Annotated in this window: 20 protein-coding genes; 9 read left to right on the forward strand and 11 right to left on the reverse strand. The window is 71.7% G+C overall.

Annotated features, from left to right (window positions below):
- The first annotated feature begins 4 nt into the window (after nucleotides 1-4).
- The 5 genes from BJ993_RS20575 (at nucleotide 5) to pgfA (ending at nucleotide 5,056) form a co-directional block, all read left to right on the forward strand.
- The gene (locus BJ993_RS20575) at nucleotides 5-1,699 is read left to right on the forward strand and encodes an MmpA family trehalose lipid delivery protein (RefSeq protein WP_179650915.1); all 1,695 of its coding nucleotides are present in this window, start codon (nucleotides 5-7) and stop codon (nucleotides 1,697-1,699) included.
- Nucleotides 1,700-1,752: 53 nt separating this feature from the next.
- On the forward strand, nucleotides 1,753-1,884 hold the full coding sequence (locus BJ993_RS26120; protein ID WP_257026939.1) for a hypothetical protein: 132 nt from the start codon (nucleotides 1,753-1,755) through the stop codon (nucleotides 1,882-1,884).
- Between the two features lie 98 nt (nucleotides 1,885-1,982).
- The gene (locus BJ993_RS20580) at nucleotides 1,983-2,822 is read left to right on the forward strand and encodes a glycosyltransferase (RefSeq protein WP_179650917.1); all 840 of its coding nucleotides are present in this window, start codon (nucleotides 1,983-1,985) and stop codon (nucleotides 2,820-2,822) included.
- Entirely contained in the window at nucleotides 2,819-4,051 is a 1,233-nt protein-coding gene (locus BJ993_RS20585) for a glycosyltransferase family 4 protein (RefSeq protein WP_179650919.1), read from the forward strand. Before BJ993_RS20580 ends, BJ993_RS20585 begins: the two co-directional genes overlap by 4 nt.
- 12 nt (nucleotides 4,052-4,063) lie before the next feature.
- Entirely contained in the window at nucleotides 4,064-5,056 is a 993-nt protein-coding gene (gene pgfA, locus BJ993_RS20590) for a cell envelope lipid trafficking protein PgfA (RefSeq protein WP_179650921.1), read from the forward strand.
- Nucleotides 5,057-5,080: 24 nt separating this feature from the next.
- Here the strand turns inward: pgfA and BJ993_RS20595 are convergent, their stop codons facing one another.
- The 4 genes from BJ993_RS20595 to BJ993_RS20610 form a co-directional block, all read right to left on the reverse strand.
- Nucleotides 5,081-6,082, reverse strand: coding sequence for a hypothetical protein (locus BJ993_RS20595; protein WP_179650923.1), 1,002 nt, complete (start codon nucleotides 6,080-6,082; stop codon nucleotides 5,081-5,083).
- Complete coding sequence (locus tag BJ993_RS20600; protein ID WP_036542512.1) at nucleotides 6,079-6,777, reverse strand: class I SAM-dependent methyltransferase; 699 nt, start codon at nucleotides 6,775-6,777, stop codon at nucleotides 6,079-6,081. The genes BJ993_RS20595 and BJ993_RS20600 overlap by 4 nt, the downstream gene beginning before the upstream one ends.
- 30 nt (nucleotides 6,778-6,807) lie before the next feature.
- Nucleotides 6,808-9,693, reverse strand: a complete 2,886-nt coding sequence (locus BJ993_RS20605) for a thrombospondin type 3 repeat-containing protein (RefSeq protein ID WP_179650925.1) — start codon at nucleotides 9,691-9,693, stop codon at nucleotides 6,808-6,810.
- A 110-nt stretch (nucleotides 9,694-9,803) separates the two neighbouring features.
- On the reverse strand, nucleotides 9,804-10,631 hold the full coding sequence (locus BJ993_RS20610; protein ID WP_308645656.1) for a class I SAM-dependent methyltransferase: 828 nt from the start codon (nucleotides 10,629-10,631) through the stop codon (nucleotides 9,804-9,806).
- 146 nt (nucleotides 10,632-10,777) lie between these two features.
- On the opposite strand from BJ993_RS20610, the gene rpsA reads away from it, so the two are divergent.
- A complete protein-coding gene (gene rpsA / locus BJ993_RS20615) occupies nucleotides 10,778-12,256 on the forward strand; it encodes a 30S ribosomal protein S1 (protein WP_036542519.1) in 1,479 nt (492 codons plus the stop codon).
- A gap of 325 nt (nucleotides 12,257-12,581) precedes the next feature.
- Nucleotides 12,582-13,526, forward strand: a complete 945-nt coding sequence (locus tag BJ993_RS20620; RefSeq protein WP_036542521.1) for a helix-turn-helix domain-containing protein — start codon at nucleotides 12,582-12,584, stop codon at nucleotides 13,524-13,526.
- Nucleotides 13,527-13,543: 17 nt separating this feature from the next.
- Here the strand turns inward: BJ993_RS20620 and BJ993_RS20625 are convergent, their stop codons facing one another.
- Entirely contained in the window at nucleotides 13,544-13,771 is a 228-nt protein-coding gene (locus BJ993_RS20625; RefSeq protein WP_179650929.1) for a hypothetical protein, read from the reverse strand.
- A gap of 162 nt (nucleotides 13,772-13,933) precedes the next feature.
- On the opposite strand from BJ993_RS20625, the gene BJ993_RS20630 reads away from it, so the two are divergent.
- A complete protein-coding gene (locus BJ993_RS20630; protein ID WP_036542527.1) occupies nucleotides 13,934-14,269 on the forward strand; it encodes a hypothetical protein in 336 nt (111 codons plus the stop codon).
- 80 nt (nucleotides 14,270-14,349) lie between these two features.
- Here the strand turns inward: BJ993_RS20630 and BJ993_RS20635 are convergent, their stop codons facing one another.
- The 4 genes from BJ993_RS20635 to BJ993_RS20650 form a co-directional block, all read right to left on the reverse strand.
- The gene (locus BJ993_RS20635; RefSeq protein ID WP_179650931.1) at nucleotides 14,350-14,757 is read right to left on the reverse strand and encodes a hypothetical protein; all 408 of its coding nucleotides are present in this window, start codon (nucleotides 14,755-14,757) and stop codon (nucleotides 14,350-14,352) included.
- A 19-nt stretch (nucleotides 14,758-14,776) separates the two neighbouring features.
- The gene (locus BJ993_RS20640; protein ID WP_257027629.1) at nucleotides 14,777-16,321 is read right to left on the reverse strand and encodes a HEAT repeat domain-containing protein; all 1,545 of its coding nucleotides are present in this window, start codon (nucleotides 16,319-16,321) and stop codon (nucleotides 14,777-14,779) included.
- Between the two features lie 368 nt (nucleotides 16,322-16,689).
- Nucleotides 16,690-17,046 (reverse strand): hypothetical protein, encoded by a 357-nt coding sequence (locus tag BJ993_RS20645; RefSeq protein ID WP_179650935.1) that lies wholly within the window; start codon nucleotides 17,044-17,046, stop codon nucleotides 16,690-16,692.
- A 69-nt stretch (nucleotides 17,047-17,115) separates the two neighbouring features.
- Entirely contained in the window at nucleotides 17,116-18,426 is a 1,311-nt protein-coding gene (locus tag BJ993_RS20650) for an HNH endonuclease signature motif containing protein (RefSeq protein WP_179650937.1), read from the reverse strand.
- A 153-nt stretch (nucleotides 18,427-18,579) separates the two neighbouring features.
- On the opposite strand from BJ993_RS20650, the gene BJ993_RS20655 reads away from it, so the two are divergent.
- On the forward strand, nucleotides 18,580-18,900 hold the full coding sequence (locus BJ993_RS20655; protein WP_179650939.1) for a hypothetical protein: 321 nt from the start codon (nucleotides 18,580-18,582) through the stop codon (nucleotides 18,898-18,900).
- A gap of 1 nt (nucleotide 18,901) precedes the next feature.
- On the opposite strand, the gene BJ993_RS20660 is transcribed toward BJ993_RS20655, so the two are convergent.
- A complete protein-coding gene (locus BJ993_RS20660; RefSeq protein WP_179650941.1) occupies nucleotides 18,902-20,407 on the reverse strand; it encodes a cryptochrome/photolyase family protein in 1,506 nt (501 codons plus the stop codon).
- Between the two features lie 20 nt (nucleotides 20,408-20,427).
- The gene (locus tag BJ993_RS20665) at nucleotides 20,428-21,132 is read right to left on the reverse strand and encodes a GNAT family N-acetyltransferase (protein ID WP_179652537.1); all 705 of its coding nucleotides are present in this window, start codon (nucleotides 21,130-21,132) and stop codon (nucleotides 20,428-20,430) included.
- Nucleotides 21,133-21,158 lie beyond the last annotated feature (26 nt).

Consider the following 21,158-nt stretch of genomic DNA (forward strand, 5'->3'; position numbering starts at 1 on the left):
AACCATGAGGAAGCAGCTGCCCGACCTCGCCGTGACCGGTGCCGTCGCTCTCGTCGTGCTCGGCCCGCTCTTGCTCGGCAGCGGCTTCTGGCTGGTCGGCGACATGGTCTTCGTGCCCGACCAGCCGTGGAAGCCCGCTTGGCTGGGCCTCGACGGGGCGCTCCCGCGCGCGGTGCCCATGGACGCGCTCGTCTCGCTGGCGTCGTATGTCATCCCGGGGGCGCTGGTGCAGAAGGCGCTGCTCCTCGGGGGCTTCCTCGCCGGCGGGCTGGGTGTGGCGCGCCTGGTGCGCGAGCAGGCGTGGTTCGCCCGGGCCGCGGCCATCACGCTGTTCTGCTGGAACCCGTGGGTGCACGAGCGACTGCTGATCGGCCAGTGGGCGATCCTGCTGGGCTACCTGCTCCTGCCCTGGGTCGCGCTCGCCGCCCTGCGCCTGCGCCGCGACCCACGTGACCCCGGCAACCTGGCGCCGGCCGCCATCGTGCTGGTCCTGTCGGGCGTGTGCAGCCCCTCGAGCGGGGTGATGGCGGTGGGCGTGCTCGCGGTGCTCGGCCTCACCCGTGACCGCCGGGGCTGGTGGCGCGTCGCCCTGGTGGCCGTGGTCGCGAACCTGCCCTGGCTGGTGCCCGCGCTCACGGCCGACGCGGTCCGGGTGTCCACCGACGGGGTGTTCGCCGGCTTCGCGGCTCGCGCCGAGTCGGGCGCGGGCACGCTCGCCAGCCTGCTGTCGCTCGGCGGGATCTGGAAGACGTCGATCCTCGCGGGGGAGCGGACCAGCGCCGTGCTGGTGCTGCTGTCCTGCCTGCTGTCGATCGCCGCCCTCGGCGGCCTGTGGCGGGGCGCGCCCGACCGGGTGCGCTGGCTGGGCCTGGGGGGAGCCGCGCTGGTGCTCGCGCTGCTGCCGACCGTGGGCCCCGGCGCAGCCCTGCTCGAGGGCCTCGGCTCGGCCGTGCCCGGAGTCGCGCTGCTGCGCGACTCCCACCGCTTCCTCGCCCCGCTGGGCCTGGTGCTGGCGGTTGGCGTCGCCCATGCGGTCACGCTGGTCCGCGCCCAGGTACGGCCCGGTCGGGGTGCGCTCTGGAGCGGTGTGGCGCTCCTCGTGGTGGCGCCCGTCCTGCTGCTGCCGAGCCTGGCCTGGGGCGGTGGGGGCGAGATCCAGCGGTCGTCGTACCCGCGGGCGTGGGCGGACGTCGCCGACATCGTCGGCCCGGACGACGTGACCGTCGTGCTGCCGTGGGCGGGGTCCTATCGCGGCTTCGACTGGAACCACCGCCGCGCCGTCCTCGACCCGGCGCCCCGGTTCCTGCCCGGCACGGTGCTGGTCGACGACAGCGTGCGGCTCACCGACATCGTCGTGCCGCCCGAGGACCCGCGGGTGGTCGCCGTCTCGCGGGCCCTCGACCAGGCGGACCCGGCTGCCGCGCTGCGCGAGCAGGGCGTGCGCTGGGTGCTGGTCGAGGAGGGCATGGGCGCGGTCGACACGCCCGACGCCCCGGTGCGCTACGACGCCGGCGGGCTCACCCTGCTCGACCTCGCCGCCGACGGGCCGGTGGCGACGGGGGAGACGGACGTGCGGCCCGGGATGGCCCGATGGCAGGAGATCCTCGTGGCTTTCGGTCACGGTTTGGCGTTTCTTTTGCTTTTGGTTGCCGTGACATGGATACTCCGACCAGGGAGTAACGGGCGTCACACCACATGATGGACATGGGGGGAAGTGGCGCTCTGTGCTGGTCTTTGGGAGGGGACCTGCGCATGAACATCATCATTTCGACCATCGTCGGCGCGCTCGCCTCGACGGTTGTCCTGGTCGCTGGCGTCAACGCCGCGAACAACGACCACAAGCCCGTCAGCAACGACAAGCTGTACAGCTACTCGGACCAGTAGCCCGTCTGGTCGGCCGTCGTCCCTCGTGACGGCGGGCGGCTTCGTCATACGTCCTTCTGGGAGGGGGGACGTCTGAGCAGACGGCTTGGGAGGGTCCGATGCTGCAGATCGTCATTCCGGCGTTCAACGAGGAGCGCCGCCTGCCGCGCACCTTGCGTGAGCTGCGCCGGTACGCCGCCGCGCACCGCGGCGTGCTCGGCCACGTCGAGGTGATCGTGGTCGACAACGCCAGCAGCGACGCCACCGCCGAGGTGGCTCGTGCGGCGAGCACGGCCGCGCTGCCCGTGCGCGTGGTGCGCTGCACCCGTCGCGGCAAGGGCGCCGCGGTGCGGGCCGGCCTGCTGGCCACCGACGCCGACCTGGTGTGCTTCATGGACGCCGACGGCGCGACCGGGCTGGACGCCCTGGAGGTCGCGTGGCGCCGGGTGCTGCTGGGCGCCGAGGTCGTCATCGGCTCGCGCGCGCTCGCCGGGAGCGAGACCGAGGAGCGGCACTGCCGCACCAGGTCGCGGGGTGCCGCGGTCTACCGCCGGCTCGCCGGCCGGCTCGTGCCCGGGATCGCCGACACGCAGTGCGGCTTCAAGGTCTTCCGCGGCGACCTCGTCCGCGAGGCCGTGCGCGACCTCGACACGGCCGGCTTCTCCTTCGACGTCGAGCTCCTCGTCCGCCTGCGGGCGGCGGGCGCGCGGATCGAGGAGATCCCGGTCAGCTGGGTCGACGTGCCCGGCTCCACCTTCGTCCCCGTGCGCCACGGCGCGGGTGCCTTCGCCGAGCTGGCGCGGATCGCGTGGTCGACCCGCGGCCTGCAGACGTCGGGCCCCGGCAGGGTGGCGGTCAGCACCACGCGGTCCCCCATGCCGCTCCCCGCTGTCGCTGCCCTGCCGGCCGTCGTCGCCGTCCCCGTGCTGGCCTCGATCACCCCGCGGAGCCACCGGTGACGGCGGGCACGCTGACCGGCCGGCGCCTCGTCGTCGTCAACTGGCGCGACCTCGACCACCGGCAGGCCGGTGGTGCGGAGATCTACGCGTGGCAGTTCGCGCGGGCGCTGCGCGAGGCGGGCGCCGACGTACGCTTCCTGACCGCGCGCGACGCCGGGCAGTCCGCTGCCGAGGACCGCGAGGGCATCGCCGTCGTGCGCGGGGGGAGCCGCAGCGGCTTCATCCCGTTCGCGCTCGGCTGGCTGCTGCGCCACCGCGACGAGGTGGACGCGGTCATCGACCCGTCCTGCGGGCTGCCGTCGTTCTCGCCGCTCGTGCTGCGCCGCTCGACGCCCGTGCTGCTCGTCGTGCACCACGTGCACCAGGCGCAGTTCACCGCCCACCTGCCGGCCCCGGCCGCCGCGCTCGCGCGCTGGCTGGAGCGGGTGCTGATGCGGCGCGTCTACCGCCGCCGGACGGTCGCCGCGGTCTCCGCGTCGACCGCGGCCGAGATGCGCGAGCAGCTGGGCTGGACCGGCGACATCCGGATCCTGGCCAACGGCGCCGACCTCCCGTCGTACGACGCCGGGCGGGCCGTCGCGAAGGACGCCGACCGGATCGCCGTGCTGGGCCGGCTGGTGACCCACAAGCGCGTCGACCTCGCCCTCGAGGCGGTCGCCCGGGCCCAGCACAGCGCCGAGCTCGCCGGGCGGGAGCTGCACGTCGATGTTGTCGGCCAGGGCCCGGACCGGGACCGGCTGGAGGCGCGCGCCGCCGACCTCGGCATCGCCGACCGGGTCACCTTCCACGGCTACCTCAGCGAGGCCGGCAAGCACGCCGTCCTGGCGCGTGCGTCGGTGCACGTGTGCGCCTCCGACGCGGAGGGCTGGGGGCAGGCCGTCATCGACGCGGCCGCCCGTGGCGTGCCGACCGTCGCCCGCGACGTCCCCGGGCTGCGCGACTCCATCCTGCCGGGCGAGTCCGGCTGGCTGGTCCCCGACGACGCCGACCACCGGGTCGTCGTCGACCGCCTCGCGGCCGCCCTCGGTGACGCGCTCGTCACCACCCCGGACCCGTCCACGCGGGTCCGCCGAGCGGCTGCCTGCCTGGCGTGGGCGGCCCGCTTCGACTGGTCGCGGATGCGTGCGGACGCTCGCGACCTCACCACCGAAATGATCACCGAGATGCTCACCGGCGGCGCCACGTCGTCCGGTCTCCACCACCCACGCGACGCTCGCGTGGCCGTCTGAGAGGTGCTGTCCATGCGCAGCAAGATTGCGGCCGTTGCCATCGGGCTCGGCGTGTTCATGATCGTCGCGGCCGGTCTGGTCCGGTTCTACGCGTACCCGACCCTGGCCACCGTCCCGCCGGACTACGAGGGCACCACCCTGCTCGAGGCGAAGGGGGCTCAGGTCCTCAACTTCGAGACCTACCAGGCCGAGACGCACGACCTGGACATCAGCTCGTACACCGTCGCCTACGAGGAGCCCAAGGCTCCGGACGGTGTCGTCAGCTGGGTCAACTCGACGACGGTGAAGCGTGAGGACGGCTCGGTCTTCCAGCAGACGCGGGAGCGGGCGCCCTTCGACGCGGTCAGCGGCGCGGCGTCGGACTGCGACGGCTGCGAGTCGTGGACCGAGGTCAAGGACGACGACCAGACCACCGAGGAGCCGACCGCTCGCGAGGGCCAGGTCTACAAGTTCCCGTTCGGCACGGAGAAGAAGGACTACGGCGTCTGGGACGGCACCGTCGGCAAGTCGGTGCCCGCGAAGTTCGAGGGCACCGAGAAGATCGACGGCCTCGAGGTCTACAAGTTCGTCCAGACCATCGAGCCCACCATGGTCGAGACCCGCGAGGTCCCGGGCTCGATGTTCGGCTCCTCGGAGCCGGGCGTCCAGGCGGAGATGTGGTACGGCATGACCCGCACGTTCTTCGTCGAGCCGCAGACCGGCTCGCCGGTCGACCGTGTCGAGGAGCGCCTGCAGGAGCTGCGCTTCGAGGGCCAGAGCGTGCCGGTCTTCAACGCCACCGTGCAGTACACCGACCAGCAGGTCGACGACCTGGTCAACGGCACCAAGGACGAGACCGGCGCCAAGACCAACGCGATGCTGCTGGGCGGCCTGCACTTCCTGTTCCCGCTGCTCCTCGTGCTGGTCGGCCTCGCCCTGCTGGCCGGTGGCCTGGTCGCGGGTGGCAAGGCCCGGGCCCGCCGCCACGCGGGCGCCGACGAGAAGAAGACGCTGGTCAACGCCTGACAGCGCCCCCAGGGACTCCTCTTTTCACAGGAGGGAGACGACGGCCTCGAGCAGCTGCTCGAGGCCGTTGTCGTTCCACGACGACGCCCGCCCGCGCAGGGTGAGGGTCGTCGTGCCGTCGTGCCCGACGGCCCCGAGGGACAGCCCGGTGCCGCCTGCGGTCACCGGGTGGAAGGACAGGGCCCGTACGCCGGGGGCGGTGACCTCGCCCAGGTGCGAGACCAGCAGCGTGGAGCCGAGCCGCGGGGCGAGCGCCCTGAGGCCGGCGGCCGCGGCGCGGGCCAGCAGCGGGTTGCCCCCGCCGGCGGGCGGGGTCTGCACCGGCGCGCTGGCGAGCGCCGCCGCGATGCCCTCGGCGTCGAGCTGCTCGACGTCGGTGAGCCGGAGCAGGACGCTGCGGTCGGCCACGGGCGCCCCGGCGCCGGTGGGCTGGTCGCGCACGGCGCCGACGGCGATCGCCACGTGGGTCGCCGACCGGCCCCAGGCACGCTCGTGCGCGACGACCGCGCGGGTCGCCGCGTCGACGAGGGCCGCTGTTCGGTGCGTCCCGGGCAGGGTGCGCTCGACGAGGACGTCGCCGGTGCCGGTCACGCGCCCCGGGGGTGGGGTCACCCGGGCCGGCGGGTGCAGCAGGGCCTCCCGCAGCCGCCGGGTCGTGGTGCGCGCGGCGCCACCGGTCGTCGTACGGGCTCCGACGCCGCGGGCGCCGGAGCGCACCGGCCCGGCGCCGAGCCGCTCGAGCAGGGTGAGCAGGCCGAGGCCGTCGACGGCGCTGTGGTGGGCGGACAGCACGAGGTGGCGACCGGACACGCCCACGAGCAGTGGCGCCGGGTCGGCGTCGACGAGTTCGCGCTGGAGCGCCCCGAGGTCCTCGCGGACGCGCAGCGGCGGGGGAGCGGGCCACTCCTGCGCCGCGGTGATCGCCGCGAGCCGGTCGCCGACGTCGGCGCGGTCGGGCGGCTCGGCCAGCCGCGCCGTCAGCAGGATCCGCCAGCCGATGCCCGGATCGGCCACCCACCCGGTCACGGCTTGTGGGCCACCACGACCAGGCTGACGCCCGGCAGCCGCTTGAGGGGGAGGACCCGCTCCATCCCGACCGCGGCGCGCAGGCCGGCGTTGAGGACGGGGTTGACCGCCTCCATCTCGCTCTCGGGCGCGTCCTTGTTGCGTCGCCGGGCCCGCACGACCGGCCGGAGCAGGACGTTCCACGACCAGAGGTCGTCGATCACCAGGCCGGCGCCGCGCACCAGGTCGGCGAGCTGGTCGCGCTCGTAGCGTCGGACGTGGCCCAGGGCCACGTCGTGCCCGCTCCACAGCGCCATGCCCGCCGGTACGGCGACCAGCACCCGGCCGCCGGGACGCAGCACCCGCGCCGTCTCCGCAGCGACGGCCACGTCGTCGTCGATGTGCTCCCAGGCGTCGGTCGACATGACGAGGTCGACGGACGCGTCGGCGACGGGCAGCGCCCGTCCGTCGCCCTGCACGACCGGGATGCCGCGTGACGCGGCGATGTCCGCGCCGGTGGAGGTGTACTCCACCCCGATCGCCTGCCAGCCCATCTCGCGCAGGACGACGGTGTTGCCGCCCATCCCGCACCCGACGTCGACCGCACGACCGGCGGGCCAGTCACGGACGGTGCGACGGACGAGGGCGCGACGGGCGGCGTACCACCAGTGCTTGCGCTCGAGGGCAGCCGAACGTGCGATCTCCTCCGCATCCACGCGGCCACCCTAGTTGGCGCTCAGCGCGAATCAGGCGGCCCAGGTCGGGTCGGCCTTGATCCGGATCTCGCGCCCGTCGTTGGCGCCACCCCAGTCGGTGTCGGCGCGGGTCGGGTCCGAGCGGTGCTTGCTGTAGCGCCAGTTCGCGCTGCCCGTGACCTCGACCTTGTCGCCGAGGCCGTCGCCGTCGGTGTCCTTCTTGGTCGGGTTCGACTTGCGCGTGGTCAGCAGGTACCAGCCGCCGTACTTCTTGGTGCGCTTCACCCGCTGGTTGATCTTCGTGCCGACGACCTCCTGGCGGTCGCTCAGCCCGTCGCGGTCGGTGTCCTTGGCGCACGGGTTGGTCCGCACGACGCCGATCGACCTGCCGTTGACCGGCTTGCCGCGGTTGGTGAAGACGACCTGCTTGACGTTGATGCCCTTGACCTCGGGCCCGTCGACGAGGCCGTCGCCGTCGGTGTCCTTGCGCAACGGGTTGGTGTGCCCGGTGCTGCACCCGGTCGGGCCGTTCAGCTCACGGGTGTCGGTGAGGCCGTCGCCGTCGGAGTCCGCCTTCAGCGGGTCCGTGCCGGCGGCCTTCTCCGCGCCGTCGTTCAGCCCGTCGTTGTCGGAGTCCGCGTCGGTCGGGATCGTCCCGTCGGTCACCTCGACGCCGTCCTCGACGCCGTCGTCGTCGGTGTCCGTGTCGTTCGGGTCCGTCTGGTGGGTGTTGACCTCGGCGCCGTCGGTCAGGCCGTCGTCGTCGGAGTCCGCGTCGTCGGGGTCGGTCCCGTTGGTGATCTCCTCGTCGTTGGTGAGGCCGTCACCGTCCCGGTCGTTGCTCGGTACGTCGTCCGCGGGCGCGTCCACCGGGTTCGTCCCGTTCGCGACCTCGGCGCCGTCGGTCACGCCGCCGTCGTCGGTGTCGGGGTCGAGCGGGTCGGTGCCGTGGGTGTGGACCTCGGCGCCGTCGGAGAGACCGTCGTTGTCCGAGTCGCTGTCGTCGGGGTCGGTGCCGGCGGTCGCCTCGTCGGCGTCGCTCAGGCCGTCGCCGTCCGCGTCGCCCGTCGCCGCGACGTCGTCGGCCGGGTCGTCGACCGGGTTGGTGCCGTTGTCGACCTCGGCGCCGTCGTTCACGCCGCCGCCGTCGGTGTCGGCCACGTTCGGGTCGGTGCCGGTCGTGTTGACCTCGGTCCCGTCGGAGAGGCCGTCGTCGTCGGAGTCCGGGTCGGCCGGGTCGGTCTGGTGCACGGCCTCCTCGGCGTCGGTGAGCCCGTCGCCGTCGCCGTCGGTCGACGGCAGGTCGTCGGCGGGGTCGTCGACCGGGTTGGTGCCGTTGTCGACCTCGGCGCCGTCGGTGGCGCCGCCGTCGTCGGTGTCGGGGTCGAGCGGGTCGGTGCCGTGGGTGTTGACCTCGGCGCCGTCAGCGAGCCCGTCCTGGTCGGTGTCGGCCGCGGTCGGGTCCGTGTGGTGGGTGGTGACCTCGGCGCCGTCGGTCAGGCCGTCGTCGTCGGTGTCGGGGTCGTCCGGGTCGGTGCCGGCGGTCGCCTCGTCGGCGTCGCTGAGCCCGTCGAGGTCGCGGTCGTCGTCATCGAGACCGTTGAGCGGGTCGGTGCCGTTGGTGACCTCGGTGCCGTCGTTGACCCCGCCGTCGTCGGTGTCGGCGTCGGTCGGGCTGGTGCCGGTGCCGGTGTCGGGGCCGCCGGCGTCGGTGTCGAGCTCGTCGCCGTCGGTCAGGCCGTCGTCGTCGGTGTCCGCGTCGGCGGGGTCGGTGGTCCAGGTGTGGACCTCGTCGCCGTCGGAGATCCCGTCGTCGTCGCTGTCGGTGTCGTTGATGTCCGTGCCGTACGTCGCCTCGTCGGCGTCGCTCAGGCCGTCACCGTCGGTGTCGGTGGCCACGACGGGCGTGCACTCCACCCCGCCGTTCGGTGCGGCGGCCGCGACGTCGCCGGCGCCGACGGCCAGGTCGACGTCGGCGAGGGTCGCGAGGGCCGTGGTGACCTGGAGGCTGACCCCGACGACGGCGTCCTGCGAGCCTGCGCCGTTGGCGGCCGCGGAGGAGTCGGTGAAGGTGCCGACGCCGACCGAGAGGTCCACGGAGGTGCCGAGGATGCCGAGGTCGACCGGGATGGCGACGGGGGAGGTGGCGGTCGAGGGGATCGACGCGACCTGGGAGCCGCCCACGCTCACGACGACCGTGTAGTTGCTGCGACTCGCGGTGCCCGTCGTGCCGTCGGACTCCGCGGTCGTCACCACGTCGTCGGAGACGTGGATGGTGACCACGCCGCCGAGCAGGGAGATGTCGCCGACCGTCGTGGTCACCGTGGAGACCACGTCGTCGCCGCCGGTGCCGTCGGGGACCAGCGCGGTCTCGGAGACCGAGTCGACCGCGCCGACCTGGGCGACGGAGCCGATGCCGGCGAGGTTCACGAGCGTGAGGCCGGCGGTGCTCGCCTCCGCCCTGCCCAGCAGGCGCGCTCCGCCCGCGAGCGCCGGGCAGGCCGCGTCGCCGGCGTAGTGGGCCTCCACCTGGCCGTGGACGACGGTCGCTGCCGCGATCGGCGCGAGCGGGACGGCGAGCAGGTCCTGGCCCGTCGAGGGCGCGTCCGGCGCGGCGACCGCGCCGATGCTGTCGACCGTGATCGGCAGGCCGCCGAGCAGGTCGGCGTCCACGTTGGCCGCCTGGGCGGTCACGTCGTTGCCGCCGCGGCTGCTGTCGACGTCGGTGTGGCTGTGCCCGACGGGCACCTGGGCGAGGCTGCCCAGGAGGCCGAGGTCGGCTCCGACGTACACGAGGTCGCCGTGGGCGGTCCCGGTGTAGGTGGCCGGCAGCGGCGCTGCCGTCGCGGAGGTGGCCGGGACGGCGAGGACGAAGGTCCCCGCTGTCGCCAGCGTGGTCAGTGACAGCGCCGCTCGGCGCAGGTGTGCTCCCGACATGCGGCCAATATGGGCGCCCCGTGCGGGGCGGGAACACCGGCGGCGGCGCGCTTTGGCCGAACGGCGGCAAAGACCCCCCGGACGGAAGCAGGCCGGCTGGCCGGGGTGGACTAGTCCACCCGGGACCAAAGGTCCGATCCGAAGATGGCGGTACCGGGTGTGAGAACACCGCGCTCGCGCGACCAGCCGCCCCACAGCCGCTCGTGGTCGGCCGGCCACTCGGGCTCGAGCAGGGTGGTCAGCCGGAACCCGTGGCCGGCCAGCAGCGCGACCCAGTCGCCGAGGGTGCGGTGGTGCTCGACGTACGACGTCGTGCCGGTCTCGTCGTCGACCTCGACATAGGGCGTGCGGTCCCAGTAGGACTGCGACGCCGTGAGGCCCTCGGTCGTCGGGTCGTCGGGGAACATCCAGCGCGTCGGGTGGGTGATCGAGAAGGCGTAGCGGCCGCCCGGGCGCAGCACCCGCGCCGTCTCGGCCACTGCCCGGTCGATGTCGGCGACGAACTGCAGCGCCCCGAAGGAGGAGAAGACGATGTCGAAGCTGTCGTCGGCGAAGGGGAGGTGGGTCGCCGTACCCCGGACGCTGGGGACCGCGACGCCGCTCATCTCGTCGATCCGCCGCGAGTGCTGCAGCTGGCGGTGGGAGAGGTCGAGGCCGAAGGCCCGCCCGCCCCGGCTGCGGATCCAGCGCGAGCACTGCCCGGCGCCGGAGCCGACCTCCAGCACGTCGCGGTCGCGGACGTCGCCGAGGATGCCGGCCTCCGCCTCGGTCAGGCCCTCGGGGCCCCACAGGAAGCCGACGTCGCCGAGGAACTCGCCGTGGGTCGCCTGGTACTCATCGGCGTAGCGGTCCCAGTCGGCGCTGTTGGCGCTGCGTGACTCCTTCTCGTCGGCGTCGCGTCGATGGGCGGTCACCGGGCGTTGCGGCCACTCCTGCACGGGGGAGAGCGTAGTGCCGCCAGTTGGACCGGCGTACGCCGGGACGGGTACTCTGGAATGTCTGTGTCCACACAGGACGCTGACCCGTGCCCCGATCGGGACCCGGCTCCAACCTACATCTGCCCATCCAAGGACTGTCCTTCTCTATGACCAGCACCCTCTCGACCCCGCTCTCGAGCCACTACGACGACAACGCGCCCCAGGTCGCGGTCAACGACATCGGCTCGGAGGCGGACTTCCTGGCCGCCATCGACCAGACCATCAAGTACTTCAACGACGGCGACATCGTCGACGGCACCATCGTCAAGGTGGACCGTGACGAGGTCCTGCTCGACATCGGCTACAAGACCGAGGGCGTCATCCCCTCGCGCGAGCTGTCGATCAAGCACGACGTCGACCCGTCCGAGGTCGTCCAGGTGGGCGACAAGGTCGAGGCTCTCGTCCTCCAGAAGGAGGACAAGGAGGGTCGCCTGATCCTGTCCAAGAAGCGCGCCCAGTACGAGCGCGCCTGGGGCACGATCGAGGAGATCAAGGAGGCGGACGGCGTCGTCGAGGGCACCGTCATCGAGGTCGTCAAGGGCGGCCTCATCATCGACATCGGCCTCCGGGGCTTCCTCCCCGCGTCGCTCGTCGAGATGCGCCGGGTCCGCGACCTGCAGCCGTACGTCGGCCAGACGCTCGAGGCGAAGATCATCGAGCTCGACAAGAACCGCAACAACGTGGTCCTGTCGCGCCGCGCCTGGCTCGAGCAGACGCAGTCCGAGGTTCGCCACGGCTTCCTCACCCAGCTCCAGAAGGGCCAGATTCGCAAGGGTGTCGTGTCCTCGATCGTCAACTTCGGTGCGTTCGTGGACCTCGGCGGCGTCGACGGTCTCGTCCACGTCTCGGAGCTGTCCTGGAAGCACATCGACCACCCGTCCGAGGTCGTCACCGTCGGTGACGAGGTCACCGTCGAGGTCCTCGACGTGGACATGGACCGCGAGCGTGTCTCCCTGTCGCTGAAGGCGACGCAGGAGGACCCGTGGCAGCACTTCGCGCGGACCCACCAGATCGGCCAGATCGTCCCCGGCAAGGTCACCAAGCTCGTTCCCTTCGGCTCGTTCGTGCGGGTCGAGGAGGGCATCGAGGGCCTGGTCCACATCTCCGAGCTGGCCGAGCGCCACGTCGAGATCCCGGAGCAGGTCGTTCAGGTCAACGACGACGTCATGGTCAAGATCATCGACATCGACCTCGAGCGTCGTCGGATCTCGCTGTCCCTCAAGCAGGCCAACGAGACGACCGCCGCGGTGGACGTCGAGGAGTTCGACCCCACGCTGTACGGCATGGAGGCGACCTACGACGAGCAGGGCAACTACGTCTACCCCGAGGGCTTCGACCCGGAGACCGGTGAGTGGCTCGAGGGCTACGACGAGCAGCGTGCGAAGTGGGAGGAGCAGTACGCCAAGGCGCACGCCCGCTGGGAGGCCCACGTCAAGCAGCAGGCCGAGGCCAAGCAGGCCGAGATCGAGGCCGGCGAGGCCAGCTCGTACTCCTCCGCTCCGGCCGAGGACACCAGCGGCGGCGGCTCGCTCGCTTCCGACGAGGCGCTGCAGGCGCTCCGCGAGAAGCTCACCGGTGGCAACTGATCTGCTGATCAGCCGCTAGCAAGCAGCACAGAAGCCCCGACCATCCGGTCGGGGCTTCTGGCTTTTTCGGGGGGTGGGGATCGGACGGTGGTCGAGGTGCGAGTTAGCGAGCCTCGACACCTCAGTCGAACCAGGCGGCACGGCGCGGGGTGCTCATGCCGTCGTGGCGGACCCAGGAGACGAGGACGCCGAGGGCCGCGATCAGGATCAGGAGGATGAGTGCGGTGGTCATGGCAGAAATCATGCTCTTGTCGGAATCCTGCCACCAGTGGCAGAAAAGCCGTGCTGCGTTGATTTCCTGCCATTGGGGTGCGACAGTGGGCGGGTGAGCCTCACCAACGTCGCGGTGATCGCCTTCGACGGCGTCGCCCCCTTCGAGCTCGGCATCCTCTGCGAGGCGTTCGGCATCGACCGGACCGAGGACGGCGTCCCGCCGATCGACTTCGCGGTGTGCGCCGAGGACGACCGCCCGCTGCAGACCTCGATGGGCTTCACCATGCAGGCCCAGCACGGCCTGGACCGGGTCGCCGAGGCCGACCTGGTCGGCATCCCCGCCATCAAGGAGGTCGAGGCCTCCCCGGCGGTGATCGCCGCCATCCAGGCTGCCTACGAGCGCGGCGCCCGTCTGATGTCGGTGTGCAGCGGCTCGTTCATCCTCGGCCAGGCCGGCCTCCTCGACGGCCGCGAGTGCACGACGCACTGGATGCACACCGAGCGCCTGCAGGCGCAGTTCCCGCTCGCGAAGGTGATCCCCGAGGTCCTCTACGTCGACGCCGGTCAGGTCGTCACCGGCGCCGGCAGCGCCGCCGGCCTCGACGCCGCGCTCCACATCTGGCGCCAGGAGCACGGCGCCGCCGTCGCCAACACCGTGGCGCGCCGGGCCGTCGTACCTCCCTATCGCGACGGTGGCCAGGCGCAGTACATCGCCCGCGCCGTCCCCGACTGCGACGCCGACACCCTCGGCCCGCTGCTCACCTGGATCTCGCAGAACCTCAACGAGGACCACGGCGTCGAGGCCCTCGCCAAGCGCGCCCTCATGTCCCCGCGCACCTTCGCCCGCCGCTTCCGCGACGAGACCGGTACGACGCCCCACACCTGGATCACCCGCCAGCGCGTCGCCGCCGCCGAGGAGCTGCTCGAGCGCACCGACCAGCCGGTCGAGTGGATCGCCTCCGAGGTCGGCTTCGGCAACGCAGCGACGCTGCGGCACCACTTCGTGCGGGTGCGTGGGGTGAGTCCGCAGAACTACCGGCGGCAGTTCGCCTGCTGAGCCTCGGCTCCTGAGGGTTACGCCGGGTCGGCTGGGGCGGAGCTCACCTGTCTCGAGCGCCGCCGGTCACCCAGAGCTCCGCCCGCAACGACGGCGGCGAGAACGACGAGACTGCTGGCCAGGCTCGTGCGGTCGGTCGGGGTGTCGTCGATTCCGACGAGGTCGAGCACGAGGGCAACCAGCACGATCGCAGCCAATGTCGCTAGTGCGCGCCACATCAGGCGGTGCAGCGACGAAGAGCTCATCGGACCACTCACCCTCGAACTGTCTCACAGGCGAGCCGATGTGGTAGCCCGATGCTTCCGTTGCGGGCGCGCCCGGCCTCCGGACGCTGAAAAGGTCTATGCCCGCCCGCCGGCACTAATGCGCGGAGCGCCGCAGAGTCGAGCGTTAATAGGGTCGGAGGTATGACCGATATCGACCTGTTAGTCGATGGCGAGCGAGTCGACCTGATCGACACCATTCGCTTGCTCCAGAGAGATCCGTATCCGGGCGGCCATCGCTATCGACTAATCCTCAGCGGACGAGCTCTAACCGTTTACAACCGGTTCGAAGCCCAGAACTCCGTGTCGGAACGACCGCTCGATCCGGCCGCCATCTTCTTCGCCATCGAGAGCATCGCCGCGGGGATGTCCGGTGAGGGCCAGATTCCGCCCCGCTTCATCTTGAACACGGTCGATGAGGTCATTCGTGATGGTGATCAAGTGTCTGTCCAGGGGGTGTGCTCTCTACCGATCCATTGACCGCGCACCGGCAGGATTGCCCCGTCAGCGGCATGGGTCGGGCGCTCCCGTCCCGACAGCGGCATGGTCGTGCAGATCGCTCACCGAGGGGACGTATCGATCTCGCCCTTCCAAAGGCAGAACCTCACGGCCCGCTCCTCGAACGTGAGAGTCACGCCGACCACCTCGTTTACCTCGTTGAACACCGGCGTTGCGGACGTGAGCAGCGACCCAGCAAGGCCGACGAACGGTACCTCGTGTGTTGAGTCCCGCATGACCCAGCGTCCGTGGAAGTCGACCCGATATGGGTCCATCCACCGGTCATCGCCCGACTGGGACACCGACCACTCGAGGGTCCAATCGCTGGCCCCGTCGAAGTGCGCACCTCGTCCACCCTCGAACCACATGTGGACCGAACCGACGTCCGGGTTCACAGGTGAGCCGTCGTCTGCGTACCAAGCGAGCCGCTCGACAACACGCAGCCGCCGACTGATCACCTCATCGAGCACGCTTGCACCGTGCCCACGATCAGGTGCGCCGAAAGCGACGGAACCATCTACCCCTCATCGGTGGCACAGGCGCTGGCCCGTGCTCCCCGGTGCTGCGTTCCGACTCGTCTTTAGCGATGTTGATGCCGGCGTGGAAGGCCAGAACGCGCTGCTGCTCCCGGTCAAGGCCCGCCCGGTCCAACCAGCTCGCCAGGCGCGCTCTCTGGACCTCCGATAACCGGTCCCAGGTGATTGCGGCACTCACGTCGAGCCAGTTCCTCAGCCCTGCGCGGCCGAGTCCTGCCAAGTGGGGGTCCTCGTCGGCGGCGGCGCGAAGGTCCGCCTCGACGCGGTGCCACCCGCCGGCAGCCCGAGCGAGGCGCCAACCTGCACGTCGGCTCGACGGAAGGCCGGACGCCCAAGCCGGCTCTGCGACGGTCGAGGGTGCACCCAGCCGGCCCAGGGCTCGCGCCGCGGCAGAGCTAACTCGTGCGCTCGGGTCTACCAAGGCCGGTGTCAGCAGTTCGACTGCGTCGGTCGGGGCAGCGCACGTTTCCACCGCGACGACGGCGGCTGCCCGGACCCGCCCGTTGGGGTGCTGGAGCCGCCTCGTTACTGCTTCGAGATCCTGCGCGTCGCCGGTGCTGCTCAGTCCGTCCAGGCACGCGGCAACCACCCGCGGGGATGCATCCGTGTTTGCCAAGGCGCGCCGGTAGAAGCCGGCAACGTCCCAGTCCCGGCGGCGTGCCCGCCAACGTGCCTGCTCCCGTACCCGAGGTGCCCTATCAAGCAACAGGTTCCTCAGCGTGTCGTCGCCGAGGCTGGCATCGGGAACGCGGGTCAGCGCGACGATGCGCGCCTCGACGCTCCTCGCGTCCAGCAGAGCCGCGAGCACCGCAGGGTCCGGTGCATGCATGAGCCACTCAGCGCAGGCCGACCGAATCCACTGGTCAGAGTCGGCTTGGGCCGCCAGCACCAGCTGCTCGGTCGCGAACAAGTCGTACTTATGCCCGTACTGGAACGCCCAGCGTCGTACTCGACGGCGTTCGCTGTGCGCGAGCTGCGACACCAAGACACGGGCGGGGACCTCGCCGATAAGCGCAGCCCACACCTTGTCGAGCGCCGCCCCGCCCTGGAGCCTGTCGGCTCCTGCGAGGAGGACGTCCATCACTTCCTCGGCTGTCTCAACCCGAATGTGCTGTCGGATCGCCTCCCAAGCCTGATCTCGGACCTGAGGGACGTGGTCCATCAGGCGCACCGCCAACGCAGGTGCGGCAACTGCGCTGGGCACCGCACCCAGAGCCCGCACGGCACGCTCCCGAAACCGACCGTCCACATGAAGACTCGTGACGGCAGCGACGAAGCCTGATGATTCACCCAAGGGCGCGTCGGTCCATCCCCGAACGCCACTTATCGGGGTGCCATCCGTGTAGGTGAACGCCCGGGCACCCTGGTCGAGGAGCAGCCAGGCGCGTCCGTCCAAGCGGGCCAGCGCCGCGAGACCAGCAGCCCAAGCCGCAGCGTCTGCTCCATTGGCCGCGTCGGCGAGTTGCCGCGCGAGCGTCCTGGCCTCCGGGAGGGTCATCACGGGCCCATCCTGTCCTGCCCGGCACCCGAAGTCGCACAGGTTTCCACGTCCGACACGATCGGTACGGCGTCCCAGCCGGCCGCGCTGGCGCGGCATCCTGCACAAGCGGCACTGATGGGCGAGCACTCTGTGCAGGAAGCGGCTCGCACAAAATCTGCTCTCCCGACCCGACGGCGGCATGGTCGGGGGCTCCGTCCGGACAGCGGCATGGTCGGGCGCTCCGCCCCGACAGCGGCATGGTCGGGCGCTCCGCCCCGACAGCGGCATGGTCGGGCGCTCCGCCCCGACAGCGGCATGGTCGGGCGCTCCGCCCCGACAGCGGCATGGTCGGGCGCTCCGCCCCGACAGCGGCATGAGCGGACAGTTCAGGACCGCAAGACTTCGTCATGGATCCGCACCTCGGGAAGCACCTGCACGCGTGTTCGACCCGCCCAGCCAGTGGATCCGTACTCCACAACGACCTCCCGGACCGCGTCTTGGCGAAGTACCGTCAGAAGCGTCGCCATCTCGCGAAAGAGGTCGGACACGATGCTGCCGCCGCGTTGGTGCCGGATCCGAACGCTGTCGTCGGTGAGGTCCCAGGTGATGCGCAGCTCCTCAGAGTCAGCGATCGGCACGATCAGCTCCTGGACGAAGTCATCGCCGGAGGACTCCTCTACTTGCGGCATGACGCCGAGCGCAGCCAGCCACGCCTGTTCGTCCGTCACCTGAAGGTTGGGCATCTCCGCACCCTAAGGGACCGATCCGGAGCCATCCGCTCATCGGCATGAGCGGGCACAACGCCTCGCGGATCAAGCGGCGAGGTCGCAGACGATGACGACGCGGCCGAAGCGGTCGGGGCGTGGTGGAGTCCGGTCCCGCCGGGTGGCGGTGACTTTGCGTGTTCCGGTCTGGTCGACCAAGTAGTGGGCCCCGTGTGGGTCTCGCCAGATGACGATCCCGGGGAAGGGTTGTCGGACCTCCCAGCCGGCGTGGGTCTTGATCCGGTGGTGGGTGCGGGTGAGGGGGCCGAGGTTGTCGGTGGAGGTCGGTCCGCCCTCGGCGTAGGGGATCTGGTGGTCGAGGTCGACCTGCCGACTGAGGTTGGCGGCGAAGGGGAAGGTGTCGCCGGGGTGGATCAGGTGCACCGCTTCGCGGAGCCGGTGCGGGATCTCGTAGGCGTCGACGGATGCGCCCTGGTTGAGATTGATGACCGGCTGGACCTTGACCTGGCTAGCGAAGTGGTCGACCAGGTGGCGGACGTACTGGACCGTCAGGGGGCCGTGGCCCTCCATCCGGGCGATGGCGGAGTCGGGGGTGCAGTGCAGCCGGATGAGGACCTTCGGCTTCACCGGACCCACCGTCAGATCGACGTGGGCCTCAGGGTTGGTCAGCAGCGCGAACGCCGCCAGGCGCCGTTCGGTCTTGGTGGCATCGGGCATCTGGTCCTTCAGCCCGTCGGCGGTGGCGTCGAGGCCAGCCTCGGAGCCGAGGATCACGGCGGCGTGGTCGCGGATCGTCATCGTCATGATGCCGTGCTTGTCGACGCGGGAGCGACGGATGAAGGTGTCCTTCGCTGCCGCCTCCTCCTTCGCCTTCGTGAGCTCGGGGGACGCTGCGGCGACCTTGCCCTCGACCACGGCTTCGAACCGGGACCAGGCCAACCGGCCGTCCGCGATCTCCACGACCTCACCGTCGACCCAGGCGGCCTCCTCCGCCGACAGTTCGCGGGTCGCGTCGGCGACATGCCTTGCATGCGTCGAGCGCACCTGACCTGCCTGCACGCCGGCCCACAGCTTCGGGAGCCGGTGAACCAGGTCGACCGCGTCGGCGATCAGCTTCTTCGCGCCGTACGGGCTGGTCTGGATCCGGGCGCCGAACGTCGCGGCGGCGTGCTCGGTGATCTTCGGTGTACCCAAGGCTCCTGCGGGCTTGGCCCGTTCCCGACCGCGCTTGTCCGTGGCCGGCAGCGCGTCCGGTGAGTGCAGGACCGCCCACTGGTAGGCGGCTTCGAGGATGTCGCGCTCGGCGTCGAGTCGGGCCGCGTGGCGCTGCTCGGCGAAGGACAGCACAGCGTCGGCGGACATGTCCGCGAGCTGGTGGTGTCGGTGCCGAGTGGCCATACGTGTATTGGATCACGGAGTACCGACACAAAGGGCCCGCCGACCACAGACTTTCCACAGCCGCGACGGGCCGGGGAAAGCGCCTCGAAGGTCAGGATCCGCTGTACGTTGTGCGGTGCCGCGCCGCGGCTCACGCCCTGACAGGAGACCCCCATGTCCCAGCCCGCCCGGCCCTTCACCCGGCAGTCCACCGTCCTCGAGCTGTCCTCGACGCTGCCCGGGCGCGCCTTCAAGGCTCTGATCGTTCGCCAACTGCCTCCGACGGCCACTGAGAAGGAGCGGCAGGAGCTGGAGGACCTGACCGTCGGGCTTCCGCTGGAGACCCTGGTCGAGCTGTCCGAGGGCAAGCTCACCTGGGCGGTCGCGGACTCCGTCATCGACCTGGCCAACCGCAAGCCGCACCGGCTGATCCCTCGTGGGATCGGCGCGGGCGCCGGAGCCGTGAAGAAGGTCGCGCGCACCGTTCGCCGCTGACTCACGGCGCCCGGTTGCCGCGCCTCTCCTCCTGCTCGACCAGGGCGGGCAGGTCGCGGAGCCGGTCCAGGCCGCCGACTGCGCGAGCCATCCGCTGGTTCGCAGCGAAGCGCTCGCGATGGCGGTCGAGGAACCACCAGTAGCCCGCGGTGAACGGGCAGGCGTCGTCGCCCACGCGGACCTTCGGGTCGAACCGGCACGAGCCGCAGTGGTCGCTCATCCGGTCGATGTAGGCGCCGCCCGAGGTGTACGGCTTGGTGGCCAGGACGCCCCCGTCGGCGTGCTGGGACATGCCCACGACGTTCGGGACCATGACCCAGTCGTAGCCGTCGACGAAGGCGCGGTGGAACCAGTCGGTGACCTGCCGCGGGGACCAGCCGCGTTGCATGGCGTACGAGCCGAGCACCATCAGCCGCGGGATGTGGTGGACCCAGCCGTGCTCGGCGACGCCGTCGAGGGCGTGGGCGAGGCAGCGTGCGTCGGTCGCCGAGGAGTCGAGCTCGGCGAACCATGCCGGCAGCCGCTGGTCGGCCCGCAGCTCGTTGTGGCGCCGGTAGGGCTCGCCGAGGTGCCAGTACAGGTGCCACACGTAGTCACGCCACCCGAGCACCTGGCGCACGAAGCCCTCGACTGACGAGATCGGCACGTCGCCGGACCGGTAGGCCTCCTCGGCGCGCTGGACCACCTCCAGTGGGTCGAGCAGGCCGAGGTTGAGCGGCGCCGAGACGAGGGAGTGGGCCATCCAGGTGTCGCCCTCGAGGATGGCATCCTCATGCGCGCCGAAGTGGGCGAGCCGCTCGGTGACGAAGTGGTCGAGCGCGGCCAGCGCCTGGCGCCGGGTCGCGGCGAACCGCCGGGGCCCGTCCCGGCCGATGAAGGAGACGGCGCCGTCGCGCTCCCACCGGTCGAGGTCCTCGCGCACCTCCTCGTCGATCTCGTCCTCCTCCGGCCACCACGGATCCGGTGCGCCGAGGGTGGTGGCGCCGCGCGGCGGTGGTTCACGGTTGTCGTGGTCGTAGTTCCAGCGCCCACCCTCGGGCCCGCCCTCGCCGTCGAGCAGCACGCCGTGGGCCACGCGTGCTCGTCGGTAGAAGTCCTCCATCACGAGTCGCTTCTGCCCGCGGCCCGCGGCCCATCGGGAGAAGTCGGCGCGGTCGGTCGCGAAGCCCCGCGGGTCGAGCAGGCGCAGGTCGAGCTCGGTCGCGAGCCGGTGGGCGAGTCCGAGCGCCGCGTACGACGTCGGGTGGACCACCTCGATCGGTCCGTCGTGGCGCTCGGCGGCCTCGCGGACGGCGTCGGCGTACCCGCCGTCGGTCCGCACGTACGTCACCCGCTCGCCGAGCTCGCGAGCCCGGTGCCGCATCGCCGAGAGCACGAGGTGGGCCTTGGCGCGGTGGAACCGGCGCCGCGCGAGGACCGCGCGGGACTCGACGAGGAGGAGCGGACCCCGGTGGTCGTGGACGAAGTGCGGTCCGAGCTGGTCGCCGAACAGCCAGCGCAGGGTCATCACGCGAGCGTAGGGCACACTCACGGTCTCGACGGAGAGCGGCGCGGGGGCGTCCGGTACCCGTGGAAGACCACCTCGCGTCGTACGACGAAGCCCAGCCGCTCGTAGAGCCGGATCGCGCCGGCGTTGCTCGCGGCGACGTGGAGGAAGGGCTGGTCGCCGCGCTCGATGATCCGGGCGGCGACGTCGCGGACGAGCAGCTCGGCCAGGCCGCGGCCGCGCGCCTCGGGAGCGGTGCAGACCGCGCTGACCTCGGTGAGGCCCGGCACGCGCAGGCGTTCGCCGGCCATCGCGACCAGTCGGCCGGAGTCGTCGCGGACGCCGGCGTACCGGCCCATCTCGAAGGTCCGCTCCCAGAACGGTCCGGGTCGGGCCTGCTCGACCAGGGCGAGCATGGCGGGGACGTCGTCGGCGGTGAGCTCCTCGACGGCAGGGTCGTGGACCGCGGAGGCCAGTGAGGACGAGCCGACCATCTGGAGGCCGTCCAGGCGGAAGGCCGGCTCCCACGACGCCGGCGGAGTGACCGGCAGGCTGAACAGGTCGGCGAACCTCCCGGGCCCGAGCAGCGCCGCGAGGTCGTCCCAGTCCTGCTGGCCCGGGTCCGGGGGGACGGCCGAGAAGGTCGCCACCGCACGGTCGTACGACGCCGCGCGGCCGACCCGTCGGGCGAGGTGGGCGTGCGGGCCCGCCAGGGCGGCGGCGACCGGGGCATCGAGGACGTCCATCACGGCGTCATCCTGCCGGAGCGGAC

The sequence above is a fragment of the Nocardioides aromaticivorans genome (assembly GCF_013408525.1).
GTDB classification, from domain to species: domain Bacteria; phylum Actinomycetota; class Actinomycetes; order Propionibacteriales; family Nocardioidaceae; genus Nocardioides; species Nocardioides aromaticivorans.

Bases quoted from the DNA above. Each gene is read 5' to 3' on its own strand.
- BJ993_RS20580 (WP_179650917.1), top strand. From the start codon at position 1,983: ATGCTGCAGATCGTCATTCCGGCGTTCAACGAGGAGCGCCGCCTGCCG.
- BJ993_RS20650 (WP_179650937.1), bottom strand. From the start codon at position 18,426: ATGGCCACTCGGCACCGACACCACCAGCTCGCGGACATGTCCGCCGAC.
- BJ993_RS20655 (WP_179650939.1), top strand. From the start codon at position 18,580: ATGTCCCAGCCCGCCCGGCCCTTCACCCGGCAGTCCACCGTCCTCGAG.
- BJ993_RS20575 (WP_179650915.1), top strand. From the start codon at position 5: ATGAGGAAGCAGCTGCCCGACCTCGCCGTGACCGGTGCCGTCGCTCTC.
- BJ993_RS20605 (WP_179650925.1), bottom strand. From the start codon at position 9,693: ATGTCGGGAGCACACCTGCGCCGAGCGGCGCTGTCACTGACCACGCTG.
- BJ993_RS20630 (WP_036542527.1), top strand. From the start codon at position 13,934: ATGACCGATATCGACCTGTTAGTCGATGGCGAGCGAGTCGACCTGATC.
- BJ993_RS20640 (WP_257027629.1), bottom strand. From the start codon at position 16,321: ATGACCCTCCCGGAGGCCAGGACGCTCGCGCGGCAACTCGCCGACGCG.
- BJ993_RS20625 (WP_179650929.1), bottom strand. From the start codon at position 13,771: ATGAGCTCTTCGTCGCTGCACCGCCTGATGTGGCGCGCACTAGCGACA.
- pgfA (WP_179650921.1), top strand. From the start codon at position 4,064: ATGCGCAGCAAGATTGCGGCCGTTGCCATCGGGCTCGGCGTGTTCATG.
- BJ993_RS20645 (WP_179650935.1), bottom strand. From the start codon at position 17,046: ATGCCCAACCTTCAGGTGACGGACGAACAGGCGTGGCTGGCTGCGCTC.
- BJ993_RS20660 (WP_179650941.1), bottom strand. From the start codon at position 20,407: ATGACCCTGCGCTGGCTGTTCGGCGACCAGCTCGGACCGCACTTCGTC.
- rpsA (WP_036542519.1), top strand. From the start codon at position 10,778: ATGACCAGCACCCTCTCGACCCCGCTCTCGAGCCACTACGACGACAAC.
- BJ993_RS20665 (WP_179652537.1), bottom strand. From the start codon at position 21,132: ATGGACGTCCTCGATGCCCCGGTCGCCGCCGCCCTGGCGGGCCCGCAC.
- BJ993_RS26120 (WP_257026939.1), top strand. From the start codon at position 1,753: ATGAACATCATCATTTCGACCATCGTCGGCGCGCTCGCCTCGACGGTT.